The following is a 15,649-nucleotide window of genomic DNA, read 5'->3' as shown; positions in this document are numbered from 1 at the left end:
CGTGTGCGCTATCCAGATGTCCTCTTGCTTCTCCCGCTGCTTGCGCGTCCCCATCGCCATGCGCGCATTCTACGAATGAAGCCTGTGGATACTTCAGCACTTTCTGCTCACGAATCCAGACTTGCACCACGGGCTGTTAAGGTAGTAAAAGAGCTGGCCCTTGTGCTGGCCGAGATGCGCAATCATCTGAAGCAGGTGCTGGAGCAACGATACCTCGTGACCACCCCAGGGTGCAGCGAATATTCTGGTCAGCAGTTCGACCTCCTTCGTTTCCGCGATGCAACCCAGCGCTATGTCCCGGTCCCCCGCCAGGAGATTGAGCGCCTGCTCGACACTTTCAACGCTGGGCAGTGCCGCTACCGGTGGTACATGGTGCTCGGCGCCCAGGCCCTCGACTTGACTGCCCTCAGGCAGCCCCCAGTCTCCTTTGACAAAGCCCTGAATGGCCTTGCCACACCCGAAGCTGGCGCAATGCATCATCAACTGTCCGACGGTCATCCAGTTCTTGCCCGTTGCCGGCCTCCAAGAAAGCTCCCCATTAGCGACACGACGGAACAACTTCTCTGTGATGGCGTAAGTCACTTCCGCTTCATGCAGGAGCACGTCGGTGAGCGTCATTTCACTTCTCTTCGTATGGGATTGTGAGTATGCGATTGTGCGCCGACATACAACAACCTTGCAAGGCAAAGGGTGGTACTGGTGCAGTTTGAAACTACACCAGTGCCGCGAAAAAAACGCTTGAACCATCTCCCTCGGGCGTGCATCCTATTCGTCACCATGTGGGGTCAGCTCCGCGGTTTTACTTGAACCCGCCTCTCCTAAAACGCCCGTCGGTCGTTTCCGGTCCTTAATCCACGTTACGCCAAGTAATCGAAGGAGCAAGCCTATGAAGCGTCGTGATTTTCTGCGCTCTGCGGGCATGGTATGCGCTGGTCTCGCGCTCCCGAATCCGGGACGCCTGTTTGCTGTGCCCTCGCCGTCAGATGGCTGGCGCATGTTTGAAGTGACGACGCGCGTGGAAGTCCTGAAGCCTTCCGGAGTGACGCGCGTATGGCTTCCGACAGCGCTCATCAGTAGCACGCCTTTCCAGAAGTCGTTCTCCAACAAGTTCACGGCCGAAGGCGGTACGGCGGAGATCGTCGAGAGCAAGTCCGACGGGCTCGGCCTGGTCGCGGCGAGTTTTCCGGCCGGCGTGCCACCCGTGCTGACGGTCACCAGCCGGATTGCGACCCAGAACTACGCAGTGGATCTGTCGAAGCCGGACCGGGGACCCAAAGCGAATAAAGCTGAGCTGCAGCATTTCCTGCAGCCAACCAAGTTCATCCCGACTGGCGGCATCGTGAAAGAGACGGCGGTGCCTATCATCAGCGGCGCCAAGACCGACGTCGAGAAGGCGCGCGCCATCTACGAATGGATCGTGGACAACACATTCCGCAACCCCAAGACGCGCGGCTGCGGACTGGGTGACATCCGCTTCATGCTGGAGTCCCGGGACCTGGGCGGCAAGTGCGCCGATCTCAACGCGCTGTACGTGGGCCTGGCGCGCTCTGCGGGCCTGCCGGCGCGCGACGTGTACGGCATCCGCGTTGCCAAGTCGGAGCTAGGATACAAGAGCCTGGGGGCTGCGTCGGAAAAAATCACCAAAGCGCAGCACTGCCGTGCCGAGGTGTACCTCGGCGGATTCGGCTGGGTTCCTGTCGATCCCGCCGACGTGCGCAAAGTCGTGCTCGAGGAACCGCCGGGGAATCGTCCCCTGGGCGACAACATGGTGAAGAAGGCCCGTGCACGGCTGTTCGGGTCCTGGGAGATGAACTGGATGGCATACAACTTCGCCCACGATGTCGCTCTGCCCGGATCGAGCGGTGCGCCGGTTGCCTTCCTCATGTATCCGCAGGCGGAAACCGCCGACGGTCGGCTCGATAGTCTCGATCCCGACAACTTTAAGTACGAAATCACCTCGAAGGAGATCTCGTCATCGGCCTGACGGAGTTAACCCGCTTGCCCGAATGCGGCAGGAGTCGCAACCTTCGGACTGTTTCCGGGTTTGGTGGAGCGCGGCTGCTGGGGTCGCGTATACTCCGTAGCAACGGGGTGTGCTCAAAAGAGAGGAAACAACTGTGCGAAGCCTTGTTTGGGCAATCGTGTTGACCGAGGTGTCGCTAGGTGGCTGGGCTCAGGTTCTGATCCCGCGGACGACCGCACCGGCTCCAGCAGCGCCCGCGAATGGCACGTCCGCGCCGGCGCCGGTAGTCATTGCGCTGGTCGTTCCGGCGGGAACTCCGCTCAAGGTGGCGCTGGACAAAGAAGTGCGGATCAAGCAGGTGGGTCAGCCGGTCCACGGGAAGCTGCTGGAACCGGTGTACGCCTTCGACAAGTTGGTCGTGCCCGCGGGCAGCGAGGTGGCGGGTAAGGTATCGGCCATCGACCAGGTGTCGAAGAAAACCCGTGTCCTGGCGGCGATGAATGCAAACCTCTCACCGTATCGCAAGGTGCAGGTCGAATTCGACCAGATGCGTTTGGCGGATGGGCGCAAGATCGCGCTGAACACAACCGTGTCGGCGGCGCCCAGCGGGGTGCTGGAATTCGTGCCCGCGAGTGACAAATCCGGGGCGGCGAACGCCGGCAAGACCCTGGCGGCCAACAAAGTTCGTGAAGCGCGGCAGCAGATCAAGCAGGAGTGGGATGTCGCCAAGCAGCAATGGCATCAGCCTGACAAAGTCCACCGGGCGGAGCGCATGGCGATCGCCCAGCTTCCTTACCATCCCCAGTACATGGACGCGGGAACAGCGTTCGATGTCGATCTGAATCAGGCCCTGGACTTCGGCCGCGAAACGGTGATGCCGCAAGCGTTGGCCGCGATCGGCACTCCTCCACCGCCGGGTTCGGTGGTGCACGCTATGCTGGCCACGCCCTTGAGTTCGGCATCGTCGAAAAAGGGCGACCCGGTCGAGGCGGTGATCACGCAGCCCCTGATCGTGGGAGACCGCCTGTTCGTGCCCCAGGGCAGCCGGCTGAAAGGGACGGTGCTGCAAGCTAGGCCGGCGCGGCGGCTGGGCCGCAACGGCCAACTCCGCATCGTGTTTCATCAGCTCGTTCCGCCGAGCGGGGTGGAGCAGCAGATTCAGGCGAGCCTGGAAGCGGTGGCGGTCGCAAAAGAGCAGCATCTTGCCCTTGATTCGGAAGGCGGGGCGCAGGTGACGACACCCAAAACCCGGTACCTGACCACCGGAATTGCGGTCGCACTGGCGGCCTCCTCGGCCTCACCCGATCATGATGCCAGGTTGCACGACAACGGCGGCGACGCCGGTGGAGCGGCGGCCAACGGCGCTTCCGGCTATAAGGCCGTGGGCATGATCGTGGGTGCCCTGGCACATTCGCGGGCTCTGGGGACCGGGATGGGAGTGTACGGCGCCTCTATGTCGGTGTACTCGCGTTTCCTGACGCGCGGGCGCGATGTTATCTACGCCAAGGATATGTCCATGGTGATCGGACTGGGAACCCGCGACGAGCATATCCCGACTGAGAAGTGAAAACGCTCGCCCTTCGCGATTGATTGCCGCATCTCAGCCACGCGCGAGCTGACTTCACTGTGCGGTCGGGGCCGGTTTGTTGTTGCGCTCGTAATGCCGCAGCCGCTGCCCGATCTGGAAGACGTAGTGGATTCCGGATACCAGGGTGAACACGAAGGTCGCGATCAGCCCCACCTTACGGCTGTAAAAGATCCAGGCGGTGGAGTCTACCTGGAACAGCAGCACGAAAAAAATAGTGACCACCTGTGCGCCGGTGTTGATCTTGCCGAAGATGCTGGGGCGATAATCGCGAATCGTGGTGGTGGCGTACAGCACCGCGCAGGTCATCAGGATGCACAGGTCGCGGCTAAAGACGAGCACGGTGTACTTCCACGGGATGCGGTGAAGGATGGAGAGCACCAGGAAGAGCGTGCTCAGCAGCAACTTGTCGGCGATGGGGTCCAGGTACTGGCCCAGCTTGGTCTGCTGATGCAGGGTGCGCGCCAACAGGCCGTCCAGTCCATCGCTCAAGCCGGCGATCACCAGCAGCAGCAGTGCCCAGCGGTATTGGTTGTCCACGATGTTGATGATGATGAAGGGAATGATAATCAGCCGCATCAGCGTTAGCTGGTTGGGCGCGGTAAGGAGCTGGCGAAGCATTTAGCGCACGCGCTCCGCGGCGGGATGGGCGAGTTCGAGGATTGCGGCAGCGTCGCAGCCGCTCTTGGCGGCGAAGCGCTCGGCCAACGACGGAATGTTGCCGTTGCGCGTGTCGAGTTCGATGCGCTCGATGCGGTGCATGGGAAAAAACACGGCGCTCGCGGCCACCGCTTCGCCGTCGCGCACCAGGAGCGCGAAGTCGTCGAAGGAGTTCAGGTCGATGCCGCGCACGCCCAGACCGGCGGTGGTGAGTTCCAGCACCGCACCCCAGAATTTTTCGCGCGGGCTGTTGAGCGTCACCAGGACGACGGCGCCCCGGGCAAAAATCGCGGCTGCGGCGGATTTAGGCACGATTCGATTGTCACCGCGCCGCACCGAGATTGCAACCGGTCAGTGGCCCGCATTGGTTCGCTGGCTGCTCCTTGACTATGGCCGGGAGCGGCCAGCGCTGCTACCGCGTGCCGCAGGACTGCATCATGTTCACGCCTCACGATGCGTTTGGCGCCGCGCGCTTCTGCGCCCATCAACCTCAAGAGTCCGGCGAAAATCTAATGGTCCTCGATGCCGAACTTCTCCGTCAGCATGCGCGGAAGCTCGGTCAAAGTCTCGCCAATGGCGGCCTGCCAGCGTTCCATGGAGTTTTTCGCCAGCTTCTCCGCGTGTTCGCGGAATGTCTGCAGGGCTTGCGCCAGTTGCTCCTGCAACGCGCCCTCGACTTCGACTTCCGATGCCTTGGCGGAAGTCTGCAGGCGATCGCGGGCCTCATCGAACAGCAGCCGCAACTCCCCGGCTTTTTGCTGCGCCACCGCGTCCATTTTCGATTGGATTTCCCGGCTGCGGCGATCGATGGGCTCTTCGGCCATTTCCACCGCTTGGCGCACGCGTCCCTTAATCTCTCCGGCCGCCTCGAGGAAGGCATCGTGCAGCGTCTTATGAAACTGTTCCGTCTGCCTCGCCAGGCAGGCCTGCGCCTGCTCAACCTTGCTGTGGATCTCGGCGCTGTCCATCCTGGTTTGCGCAAATCCCTGCTGTAGCGCCTCGATCGCGCGGCGTAATTCCGAACCGGCATCCGCCGCCTGCTGCACGACCCCGCCGAGCAGACGGTCGAGTTCCGCCTGGGTGCGAGCCAGTTGCTCGCGGCGGGCGGAGTTCGCCTGAGCCTGCAACTGCTCCGCGGCTCCGGCGACCGCCTTGGTGAGCAGTTCGTCCGCGTCCGTCTTCAGCTTTTCGTCGAGCAGGGTGTCCATTTCGGCCTGGGCCCGCGCAAGATTGGCTTGGCGGAGCTTCTCGCCGGCCGCATCCAAGCGCAGCGTGGCGTCGGATACCACCTCGTTGACGAAGCCCTCGGCGCGCTTCTGCAGTTCCACGTCCACGAGCGATGTCAGTTGGTCCGCGCGCTCATCCAATGATTCCAACCGTCCGACGGCGGAAGCACGTGCCTGGTCGAAGGCTTGCTGGCGGCGTTCGAACTCCTGTTGCAGTTGTTCCTGCAAGGCGGCCGAGGCCGCCGCGGTACGCTGCTGGAGGAGCGCTTCGGCCTGCTTCTGGCTTTCGGCGACGAGATGCTGCAACTGCTGCTCGCGCTCCGATACCGTGGCTTGCAGGGAAGTCTTCAGCGATTCCAACGACTGCTGCGTGCGTGCGGCCAGGCCGGCATTCGCCTCGTCGGCGGCCTGGCGCAGATGAGTCTCGCCGGCGCGCGTTTGCTCCAATCCGGACTGCGCCGCGGCCAGAATCTCTTCCTTCTTGCTGTCCAGGCCCGCCGTGATCGCCTGAAAGGTCTGCCGCACAGTGCTGTCCCGCTCCGCCAACTCCCGCAACTTAGTATTGGCGGAATCCAGCAGCGTTTCCCGTTGCTGCTCGAAGTTCCTGCCGATGCGACCGGCCTCCTCGCGTATGGCAGCCGCCTGGGCCTGCAACTCTGACAGGCTGGCGGTCAAGGTTGACTGCCACTGCTGATCGCGCTGGGCAAGGTCGGCAGCCAGCTCGCCGCGTAGCGAGGCGCCGACTTGCCCGGCAATCTCATGCACCTGCCGCTCCAACGCTGTGATCTCGCTCTGCACGCGCATAGTGAACTGATCTTGCGCGGGGCCGCTCATCTGCTCGATGGCGGCCGCAACGCTCTCCGAGACGCGCTGTTGAATCATTTCCGGAAGCGTTTTGAAGAGCGATTCCACGTACTCGCGCGCCTGGCGAACCTCGTCGAGGCGCGACTCCAGATCCGCCGCATGGCGTTCCAGCCGTTCCACCCCGGCCCGCAAAGACGGGTATGAGCCGGCCTGTTCCTGCTGCTGGCGTTCCAGTTCCGCTTGCAGCTGTTGCTTGGCAGACATCAGGATGCTCCCGCCCAAGGTTTGCAGCGCCGCTTGCGAGGCCGCGTCGCGTTTTTTCAGACGGTCGGCAAGCTCCTGTTCCTGCTTATCGCCGAGCTCCTGTACCTGGACGCGCAACCGCGCCAGGGCGTGTTCGGACTGGGTGGACAACTCCTCCCGCAGTTGCCGCACGCGGTCGCGCAATGCCACCTCCGAGGTGCGCAGGTCTTCCATGTGTCCGGCGACGGACTGCGAGGCCGCCTGTTGCCGCTGCTGCAGTTCCGTGCTCAGCTCCTGGTGGATCTTCTCCGCCGCCTGGCCCAGGTTGGCCTTGAGCTGGTGCTCGAGGCGGTCCATGGCGGTGGAAGCCAGGCCGGCGATCTCTTTGGTGCTGCGATCGCGGAACTGCTGCAGGAGGGTGTCCGTTTTCCTTTGAAACTGCTCCTCCGCCGCGTTCGTCAGCGGGTGCTGAGCGGTCCCCGCAGCCTGGCGCTCTCCGCGGAGGCGCTCTTGGAAATCGCTGATCAGCTTGTCCACCTGCGCCCGTGCCTCAGCGATGATCTCCTCGCGCAAGGGCGCGGATTGTTCGCGAAGTAAGCCGGTGATGGACCCCAGCCGGGCGGCGACCTCATCGCGAACGGCGAGAAGTTCCTGGAGTTTGCCCTCGACGATGGTGCGCTCGGCGCGCCAGGCGGCCAGGCTGTCGTGGAGTTCCTGCTGCAGCCCGCTGGTGGACTCCAGCAAGCGCGGTTCGATCTCGCTGCGGAAATTAGTCCAGTACTCCTCGGTACGGCGTTCCAAGTCGGCTTGTAGACGCGCAAAGAGCGCGGCTGGATCGCTGGGCTGGCGTGGCGAGGGATGCGCAACTTCGACGAGTGCGGGTGCCTGCCGATGCGCTGGCTGCGGTCCGTAAGCTCCGGGCCACACGCTGAACTTCCGCTCGGGGGATTGCGGCGTCGGCGGTGCGACCTGGGGCAAGGGTTCGATCCAGTCGTCGGGCGGCTTAGGAACGCCCCAGAAATTTGTTGGCTGTTCGAGTGCGATGCCGAGGAGCCACCACTTGGCATCTCGGCCGAGGGGCTCGAAATCAGTGATCCATCCGGTGGCCGTGCGATGGTCGCCGGTTTCGAGGTGGACCGTAGTGGCAATCGCTCCGGCAGCCGGGGAGCGCACGCCGGCGCCGTGGAGATTGACAACTAACGTCTCGCACATCTCGGAGAAGGCGGTGTTCGGGTCGAGGCTGGAGATGCGAATCGGCATCCGCCACTGGACTCGTGTACTCCGCCGCAACGGGTGCGGATTGAATGATGGAGCAGAGACCGAAATGGCCTCACCTGAAAATGCCACTTGCTGAGTGCCGCACACACAACATGATCCAAACGAGAGCTGCTGTCAACCGATTGAGATTACATAATAAACTGTTCCAGATTTGGAAGAGTTGGCAGGCCGTCAAGGTTGGCTTGGAATAGCGGGGAATGGGAGGTGGATGAGTCGACGGGAGAGCATCCTGGGCCGATGCCGAGATGCGGCGCCTGCTTAATCACATTACCGGCGGCGGCGGAATTTGGGTTAGGATGCCGACGAGTAAGGGCCCAAGCAACCGAGCGCAATGGGGGAGAGAAAACATCAGCGGATTGGGATGGTATTACCCGTTCGTATCGCCGGCCACGATGCGAACGGGAAGGCCTTCTCACAGTTGGCACACACGCTGGACTTCAGCCGCATGGGCGCGCGGCTGGGCGGTGTGGAGGCGAGCCTCCGAATCGGCGACGAAATCACGATAGATTACAAAGGCCGTCACGGCCGCTTCATCGTGCGGTGGGTGGCCGCCGATCGCAAGCAGGGAGGGCTGGAAAACCTGGATCCGGGAAAGTTCGTGTTTTTCGATCTTCCGGAAGATACCTATGTCGACGATGTGGACGAGTCGCGGGTTCGCCGGAAAGCCATACAACCGATCTCCGCTCCCACCACCCCGCCAACCACGGCGGCTTCGGGGGCGCAAGCCTCAGGCGACCGGGCGGCGGAGCCAGCGCCGGCCAAGACCGTCCCGAACATTCTTGGTGCGCCGGTTCTTCCGATGGCAGCCGCGGACAAGCTTGCGGTACTCAAGTACAAGCTGTGGGAAGGCATAAACGACACCGATGGTGGGTTGCAATTGGTGGCCGCCGCCGCCCGCGAGTTACTCCCGGCCAGCGGCGCGGCGGTGGCGGTCGTAGCAGGGGAAGATTGGATCTGCCGCGCCAGTGCGGGCGTCGCGCCGCGAATCGGATTGCATTTCCAGGCTCCAGAGGGATTAACCGGCGAGGCGGCCGTAAGCGGTCAAGTGGTAATCTGCAGCGATACTGAAGAAGACCCGCGCTTGAATTCCTCCATCTGGCGATCGGTTCACCTCCGCTCCGCCGCCAGCGTTCCCATCATGCGCAAGACCAATGCTCTCGGCGTGCTGGAGGTATTCGCGGAGCAGCCCAATGCCTTTGGCGACCAACATGGCGGGCTGCTGCGCGAGTTGGGCGAACTCCTGGCGGAACTCATCAGCGCAGCCAGCACTACGAACACGTGAGGCGCAGGTTGCGTGGGCAGAGTTGCAGTCCTACCGCATCCTCCAAAATAGGCGTTTCAGGTGTACAGGGCGATGACGCGTTCAATGGCGCGGCGGCACACGGCGCAGAACGCATCGTGTCGCGTGAACATGATGCAGTTCTCCTGCGCGCGGTAGTAGCCCTTGGCCTCGTACATGGCGCCTTCGAAGACGCCGACCTTGCCCGAATATCTGTCGGAGGAAAGCAGCTGGTCTTCGTGCTTCTTTTCTTCGGTAAAGAGGGCGTCCATATCGGATTCGGGGCGGCGCTGGCGGCGGATCTCGCGGCGGCGGGCCTGAATATCGCGCTCGTAGGCCTCAAACGCCTCTTTGCTCCACGGCGATGGAACCGGCGTACCGGGCGAAATTATGTCCTTCCACTTGAGCGCGGCGGGATCGAGCAGGGCGGTGACGTTCGGCTCCCAGGGTTCGGTCTTGTGCGTCGGCGGCAGGTAGGAAACATCCGAGGTGTAGTACTCGTCCGCCAAGCCCGCGAAGTGGTGGCCGAACTCGTGGACGAACACGTAAGGCGACCACAGGCTGTCGGCGGCGACGGTGCTGTAGAGGTTGAAAATGCCGCCGCCCCCGTAGGTCGCGCCATTGACCAGGATTTCAACGAACTCGTAAGGCGCAAAGGAGGCGATGTCGCGGAAGCGACGATTCTCGAACGTGAGAATGTAGCGCTCGGAGCCGAAGGCGTCGTAGGTAGCTCCGGCCGGCGTGCGGCGATGAATGCCGGTGGAGGGGCGCGAGATCCCGGATTCCACGGAGGTCGGGCACAGCGCCCAAACGTTGAAGTCGGCGCGATGTTCCTTGAACGGTGAGGTTGAGAAGAGGATTTCCGTCAAGCGGCGCGCGTCCCGCTCGAACTTGGGAAGCTCGGTCGCGGTGTAGCCGTCGCCAAGGATGAGGAAGTCAACCTTAAAGGCGGGATCCCCCGATTTCTGCAAGGCCATCAGCGGGCCGGGCGAGGGCGGCGCCGAAGTGTCAATGAACTGGTCCTTGGGGTCAATCGTGGTGGACCAGATTTCACGGAACGCGTTGCTGGCGTCGCGTTTCATGATCCTGACCTGCACCGGCGCGACGGAAGTGGGGAAGCGCAGCGACTCGGAGAAAGTGCGGTTCATCTGCTTGGCTTCTTCGGTGGTTTCCCACTCGCCAAAGATGGACGCAAAGCCGCGCGAGTACACGATGCGGTTGGTGGCACGGTCGCGCACTTCAACAAAGTACTTACCGAGATTGGTGTCGTCAATATTCTTGCGCGGGTCGCCGGGCCAGGGCGTGGGCTCGATCACGATACGGTCGAACGAGAACATCTCCTGGTGATCGTTACCGGTGTGGTAGTAGTCCACGCGCATGGTTTTGGGAGCGGCAAGGGCGGCAAGGGCGAACAAGAGAAGGGCAGCGAGGAAGAGCTTTTTCATGATGCGGGGATTGTACACAGTAGCCAGTGGTGAGTGACTGGTAGAGGCGGTGGCGAAGGCGGTGCAATTCATTATTCTTGCATTGCAGGACGAGTATGGGCATCATAGGGGCGCTCGGGTCGGCGAGCCCATCCCCCAAAGTCGGCCATCTCCCCCTCGTTGCGGACTGAGCAGGTTGTTTCAGACACCGCCGCGAGTGTCAGCGCAGGAGCAACGTTGGACATGGAAGTTCGATTCTGGGGTACACGGGGCTCGATTGCGACGCCGGGAGCGGAGACGGTGCGCTTCGGCGGCAACACGTCATGCGTGGAAGTTGTGAGCCAGGCGGGCCGGCGGTTCATCATTGACTGCGGCACGGGCGCGCGCCTGCTGGGGCATCACCTGATGTTGAAGGGGCTCCCGCGGATCCGCGCCACCGTCCTGCTCAGTCACACCCACTGGGACCACATCCAGGGATTTCCGTTTTTCAAGCCGGCCTTCCAGGCGGGAAATGAAATCCTGATCTGCGCGCCGCTGGGCGTGACCGGTTCGCTGTCCCATGTACTGTCCGGGCAGATGGAAACGACGTACTTTCCGGTCGAGTTGAGTGAACTGCCGGCGAAGATTGCGTACCGCCACTTGGCCGAGGGCGTCTTCGATTTCCACGGTGTGCGCGTCAGCACACAGGCGTTGCATCATCCGGCAGCGACGCTGGGATATCGCATCGAATGCGACCGCGTGGTGGTGGCTTACGTGGCCGACCACGAGCCCTTCAGCGACTTGCTTTGGCGGCCAGGAGCGGAGCCGGGGAAGATGGAATCCATCCATCATGAGGGCGACCGGCGTCATGCAGAATTCATGTGCGACGCGGACCTGGTGATCCACGACGCGCAGTACACGCCGGAAGAGATGCCGGAGAAAAAGCACTGGGGCCACAGCAGCTTCGAATACGCCGTGGAACTGGCGGGAGCCGCCGGGGTGCGGCAACTGGCCCTGACCCATCACGACCCGACGCACAACGACGACAAGGTGGTGGAAATCGAGGAGAGGGCGCGGGCACTGGCGGCGTCGCGCAACTATGATCTGGACGTCTTCTGCGCCTATGAAGGCTGCGAGGTCGCGGTAAAACCCAGAAAGCAGCACGCCCGGGTGGCCGTCATCAAGTGAGTTGCAGCTTAGGTTGAGCTTGCCGATGCGAACCAAGTAGATCTCATGCCGCCCTCGGGCTGAGCACGAGCATTTCCCAAGTCACGGGATCGTCATGGGCGGCGAGGAGCCGCATGCTGGTCCGTCGCTTCCCCCCACTGCTTCACCAGAGCCTCTAAGTTAGCCTCCAGCCGCGCGAGCTCGGGCTGGGCAGCATCCCATTGGTCGCCGCGCAGCAAGGCTTCGATTTTTCCGGCCAAGGCGCCGGCTTCGGCGCATCCCAGGCAAGGCAGTTCGCCCTTGAGCATGTGGGACACTCCGGCCAGTGCGGCGGGATCGCGCTGCTCGCAGGCTTGGTGCAGCCGGCGCTTGGTTTCGGGCCACTCGGCCATGAAGACGCGTAGCAATTCATCCAGCAAATCCGTATTGCCGTTCACGTAAGGCAGAGCCTGATCGCGTTGCCAGGCAAGGTTGTCGTGCGGAACTGACGGAAGAGCCTCAATTTCGCTGATCAGATCCTCGATGCGGAAGGGCTTGGATACGTAGCCGTCCATGCCCGCGGTCAGACATCGTTCGCGGTCTCCCTTGAGCGCGTGGGCGGTCATGGCGATGACAGGCAGGTGGCCGCCACGGGTTTTTTCCTTCTCACGAATGGCGGCAGTAACCTGGAATCCGTCCATCCCCGGCATCTGGACATCCATGAGGACGAGATCAAAGCTCTCAAGGAGCAACTTTCGTACCGCTTCATTACCATCACACGCCGTCTCCACCAGGTAGCCGTGTCGCTCCAGCAGGCGGACGGCAAACGTCCGGTTTACCAGGTTGTCTTCCGCGAGCAGGATGCGAAGACCCAGCTTGCGCTCGCGCATGGAGTGGCGCGTGACCAGGATCGAGGATGGGTCGGCATTCTCGGCCTTGGTTCCCAGCACTTGCCGGATGGCACTGAGCAGCTCCGCTTGTCCAATGGGCTTGGTCAGGTAGGCGGCCACTCCCAACTCTCGACAGCGTCCGGCGTCGCCGCGCTGGCCGGCTGAGGTCAGCATCATGATGGCCGAGGTGGTCAGGCGCGGATCTTGCTTCGTCTGTTCGATGAAAGTGAAGCCGTCCATTTCCGGCATCTTGGAGTCCACCAGCACGAGCGGAAATGGCAGGCACGCATCCGCAGCCCGCCGGAGATGGGCGAGGCCCGCCGCGCCGTTTTCTGTCAGTGTAGGCTTCATGTGCCAGCGCGCAAGCAGTTCTCCCAGGATGCGCCGGGAGGTGAAGTTATCGTCCACCACGAGTACCGGCACGTTGGCCAGGTTCGCCGGCGGCAACGGCGCACCCCAGCGAGGGCCGCTTCCGATGCCAACCTGTACGGTGAAATGAAAAGTACTGCCTTTCCCCACCGCACTCTCCAGCCAGAGGCGTCCTTGAAACATTTCCACCAGGCGGCGTGAGACGGTCAGTCCCAGGCCGGAGCCTCCATAGCGCCGGGTGGTGGAACCATCGCCTTGCGCAAACGCGTCGAAAATGAGTTGCTGCCTTTCGGCGGGGATGCCAATGCCGGTATCGGTGACGGTGACGTAAAGCACCGCACTGTGGTTCTCCGACGATTGCAGGGCAACATCGACCGTCACTTCCCCCACTTCGGTGAACTTAATGGCATTGCCCACCAAGTTCACGATCACCTGGCGCAGGCGGCCGGGATCGCCCACCAGCATGGCGGGAACCTCCGTGGGCACGTGGCAGTTCAGCTCCAGCCCCTTTTCATGGGCGCGCGGAGCCAGGACCTTCAAGGCGGTTTCCAGGGTGTTGCGGATGTCAAATTCGATAGACTCGAACTCAAGCCTCCCGGCTTCAATCTTGGAAAAATCGAGGATGTCGTTGATGAGGCTCAGCAAGGAGTCGGCGGAAGACTTCCCCAGGCTGAGAAATTCCCGCTGCTCTGAGTTCAATTCCGTGTCGAGCGCCAATTCCAGCATTCCCAGGATGCCATTGAGAGGAGTGCGCAATTCGTGGCTCATGTTGGCGAGGAATTCGCTCTTGGCGCGGTTGGCGGCCTCGGCGAGCTCTTTTGAGCTGATCATCTCAGCTTCCATCCGCTTGCGATGCGTGGCGTCCTGCTTGATCGCCACAAAGTTGGTAATCTCCCCGCCGGCGGACACGACCGGGGCGATAGTCGTCTGGTCAATATAAAGATTCCCGTCCTTTTTTCGATTAGTAATCTCCCCCGTCCAGTTTTTTCCTTCGCGAATCGTGTTCCACAGGTTTTTGTAGAAGGCCGCATCATGTTCCCCGGATTTTAGGATTCGCGGGTTCTTTCCTGCCACTTCCTCCAGGCTGTAGCCAGTTAGCAGAGTGAATGCGGGATTCACCCATTGAATCGTGCCATTGGGATCGGTGATAACGATCGCATTCGCCGCCGACTCCAGCGCTGTCGCCAGCAGCCGCACCTCTTCTTCCGCGCGTTTGCGCTCGCTTATGTCCACGGCTACGCCCGCGATGCAGGGCTGGCCGCCAAACAGCACCCGCGCCGAGGTCAGATAGTGAGGGATCTTGGTGCCGTTCTTGGTGATCAGGGAGGCTTCTGCAGCAGATTTTCCCTGCTCAAAGGCCTCCTGGATTTTCCGCTGCACCAATTTCCGGTCTTCTTCCGCCACCGTATCCAAGATTTCGATGTTCGGCACGTCGGCCGCGGAGTATCCGAGAACATCCTGGAAACTTCTGTTCCAGCGCAAACATTTGCCCTGCTGGTTGAAGATCGCCGAGATCATCGGCAAACTTTGGATCACCGCATCGGCGAAGCTGCGCTCCTCTTCCATTTTTTCCCAGGCCCGTTTTTCCCGCACCAGCAGTTCCGCGCTCTGTTCCTGGGCGCGCTTGCGTTCAACTATCTCCTGGCGCAGTTTCTCGGTGCGTTGCGCCACGATGCTTTCTTCGGCGAGGAACAGGTGGAACATGGCCACCGTCAGCCCGACAAAGACTGCCGTATAAGACAGAATCTTGAGGACGTGCGAGGCAATGTACACCGCATCGTAAAGTCTGTCGGAGGTGGATATGTAGAGGGCCTGGGCAACCCACAAGAGTATGGAGAGTACGAGCCAGTGCTCGAACGGATCGCGCTTCCAGCGTCCTTTGCGCAGATATCCAGCGGCGGCCAGCAGGGAGAAAACCACGGGCAGGAATTCTTGCGGGCGGTGGAATAACGGAAGCGGGCCGTAGCCGACAGGCAGGCGGACAAAGGCAAAAAACAGAAAGCATGCCAGCGTCCATGTGCCCACGAGGAGGTACACGAGGTGTTCCGGCACGGGGCGCGACTCTTCCTGCCCGGATTCTCGCCTCCAGAACGCCCAGCTCAGGCATAGGAGGACGGACAGGAAGAGGCGCGAGGCGAACCCGCTCCAGGGAATCAGCGACGGCGGCGGGGAGGGGAAAAACTGCGTGAAAACCGGGGCGGAGACAAACGTATGATAGCCATCAAGCAGGCTAGTGCCGATGAAGCCGGTGGCGATAAATAAGAACGTGTTTTCCTTCTTACTGTAGAAGCGCACAAGGGCCAGGATGCCCACGATCAGCGCCAGCAGCGTGGCCGCCAGCTCCATCAGGGTATGCAGGTACGCGCTGCCGTGCCACCCGTCGAGCTGCAACAACGCATAGGCGATGGCCAACAACACAATGGTGGCGAAGTAAATGGCTCGCCTGCGCGGCGCTAGATCTGCAAGTGAGCTGCTGCTCATGGAAGTGTGTTGTCTCTGGCCCGGCGAAGATGTTGGTCCGCGCAATCAACCGCCCCACGGCCCCGAAGATCGACGCCGCTGCATCGAGCAAGTCCGTTCTGAAAGCACCCTACCACCGGAAAACCACAATGAGGGGACACCCTGCAAAAGTAGTCGTGGAGCAGTCTCATTACGAACTGTGCTGCCAAATCGGGAATGATTTACTCCGCGAGGTGTGGGAGATGGCGCAGGAAGTACAGGCAGGGATAATGGGCACAAGAAATGGGAGGGCATCACCGGGAAGCGGGCCGGAGATCCCTCCCCCAAGACTTATCACCAATGC

The 15,649-nt window shown here is 61.9% G+C and carries 10 protein-coding genes; 4 read left to right on the top strand and 6 right to left on the bottom strand.

The genetic code is table 11. The features are described 5' to 3' along the window. Window positions 1-93: 93 nt before the first annotated feature. Complete coding sequence (locus LAN64_15735; protein ID MBZ5569289.1) at window positions 94-618, bottom strand: DinB family protein; 525 nt, start codon at window positions 616-618, stop codon at window positions 94-96. 268 nt (window positions 619-886) lie between these two features. Between LAN64_15735 and LAN64_15730 the strand changes: the two genes are divergently transcribed. Beyond that, window positions 887-1,984 (top strand): transglutaminase-like domain-containing protein, encoded by a 1,098-nt coding sequence (locus tag LAN64_15730; GenBank protein ID MBZ5569288.1) that lies wholly within the window; start codon window positions 887-889, stop codon window positions 1,982-1,984. A gap of 133 nt (window positions 1,985-2,117) precedes the next feature. After that, the gene (locus LAN64_15725) at window positions 2,118-3,530 is read left to right on the top strand and encodes a hypothetical protein (GenBank protein ID MBZ5569287.1); all 1,413 of its coding nucleotides are present in this window, start codon (window positions 2,118-2,120) and stop codon (window positions 3,528-3,530) included. Between the two features lie 54 nt (window positions 3,531-3,584). On the opposite strand, the gene pgsA is transcribed toward LAN64_15725, so the two are convergent. From pgsA to LAN64_15710, 3 genes are all read right to left on the bottom strand, one after another. Further along, window positions 3,585-4,169, bottom strand: a complete 585-nt coding sequence (pgsA, locus tag LAN64_15720; GenBank protein ID MBZ5569286.1) for a CDP-diacylglycerol--glycerol-3-phosphate 3-phosphatidyltransferase — start codon at window positions 4,167-4,169, stop codon at window positions 3,585-3,587. Next, window positions 4,170-4,520, bottom strand: a complete 351-nt coding sequence (locus tag LAN64_15715) for a hypothetical protein (GenBank protein ID MBZ5569285.1) — start codon at window positions 4,518-4,520, stop codon at window positions 4,170-4,172. A gap of 197 nt (window positions 4,521-4,717) precedes the next feature. Then, window positions 4,718-7,741, bottom strand: a complete 3,024-nt coding sequence (locus LAN64_15710; protein MBZ5569284.1) for a hypothetical protein — start codon at window positions 7,739-7,741, stop codon at window positions 4,718-4,720. A 379-nt stretch (window positions 7,742-8,120) separates the two neighbouring features. On the opposite strand from LAN64_15710, the gene LAN64_15705 reads away from it, so the two are divergent. Then, window positions 8,121-9,041 (top strand): GAF domain-containing protein, encoded by a 921-nt coding sequence (locus LAN64_15705; GenBank protein MBZ5569283.1) that lies wholly within the window; start codon window positions 8,121-8,123, stop codon window positions 9,039-9,041. Window positions 9,042-9,097: 56 nt separating this feature from the next. Here LAN64_15705 and LAN64_15700 read toward each other — a convergent pair whose 3' ends face one another. Then, complete coding sequence (locus LAN64_15700) at window positions 9,098-10,483, bottom strand: IgA Peptidase M64 (protein ID MBZ5569282.1); 1,386 nt, start codon at window positions 10,481-10,483, stop codon at window positions 9,098-9,100. 222 nt (window positions 10,484-10,705) lie between these two features. On the opposite strand from LAN64_15700, the gene LAN64_15695 reads away from it, so the two are divergent. Then, entirely contained in the window at window positions 10,706-11,629 is a 924-nt protein-coding gene (locus LAN64_15695) for an MBL fold metallo-hydrolase (GenBank protein MBZ5569281.1), read from the top strand. A gap of 92 nt (window positions 11,630-11,721) precedes the next feature. Here LAN64_15695 and LAN64_15690 read toward each other — a convergent pair whose 3' ends face one another. Further along, the gene (locus tag LAN64_15690; GenBank protein MBZ5569280.1) at window positions 11,722-15,327 is read right to left on the bottom strand and encodes a response regulator; all 3,606 of its coding nucleotides are present in this window, start codon (window positions 15,325-15,327) and stop codon (window positions 11,722-11,724) included. Between the last annotated feature and the right edge of the window lie 322 nt (window positions 15,328-15,649).

The sequence above is a fragment of the Terriglobia bacterium genome (genome assembly GCA_020073185.1).
Classification (GTDB): domain Bacteria; phylum Acidobacteriota; class Terriglobia; order Terriglobales; family Acidobacteriaceae; genus JAIQGF01.
The sequence above is the reverse complement of the archived record's forward strand: the minus strand, read 5'-3'. Positions and strand labels throughout refer to the sequence as shown.

Coding starts and splice junctions, on each gene's coding strand:
- LAN64_15735 (MBZ5569289.1), bottom strand. CDS start 618: ATGACGCTCACCGACGTGCTCCTGCATGAAGCGGAAGTGACTTACGCC.
- LAN64_15730 (MBZ5569288.1), top strand. CDS start 887: ATGAAGCGTCGTGATTTTCTGCGCTCTGCGGGCATGGTATGCGCTGGT.
- pgsA (MBZ5569286.1), bottom strand. CDS start 4,169: ATGCTTCGCCAGCTCCTTACCGCGCCCAACCAGCTAACGCTGATGCGG.
- LAN64_15710 (MBZ5569284.1), bottom strand. CDS start 7,741: ATGCCGATTCGCATCTCCAGCCTCGACCCGAACACCGCCTTCTCCGAG.
- LAN64_15705 (MBZ5569283.1), top strand. CDS start 8,121: ATGGTATTACCCGTTCGTATCGCCGGCCACGATGCGAACGGGAAGGCC.
- LAN64_15700 (MBZ5569282.1), bottom strand. CDS start 10,483: ATGAAAAAGCTCTTCCTCGCTGCCCTTCTCTTGTTCGCCCTTGCCGCC.
- LAN64_15695 (MBZ5569281.1), top strand. CDS start 10,706: ATGGAAGTTCGATTCTGGGGTACACGGGGCTCGATTGCGACGCCGGGA.
- LAN64_15690 (MBZ5569280.1), bottom strand. CDS start 15,327: ATGAGCAGCAGCTCACTTGCAGATCTAGCGCCGCGCAGGCGAGCCATT.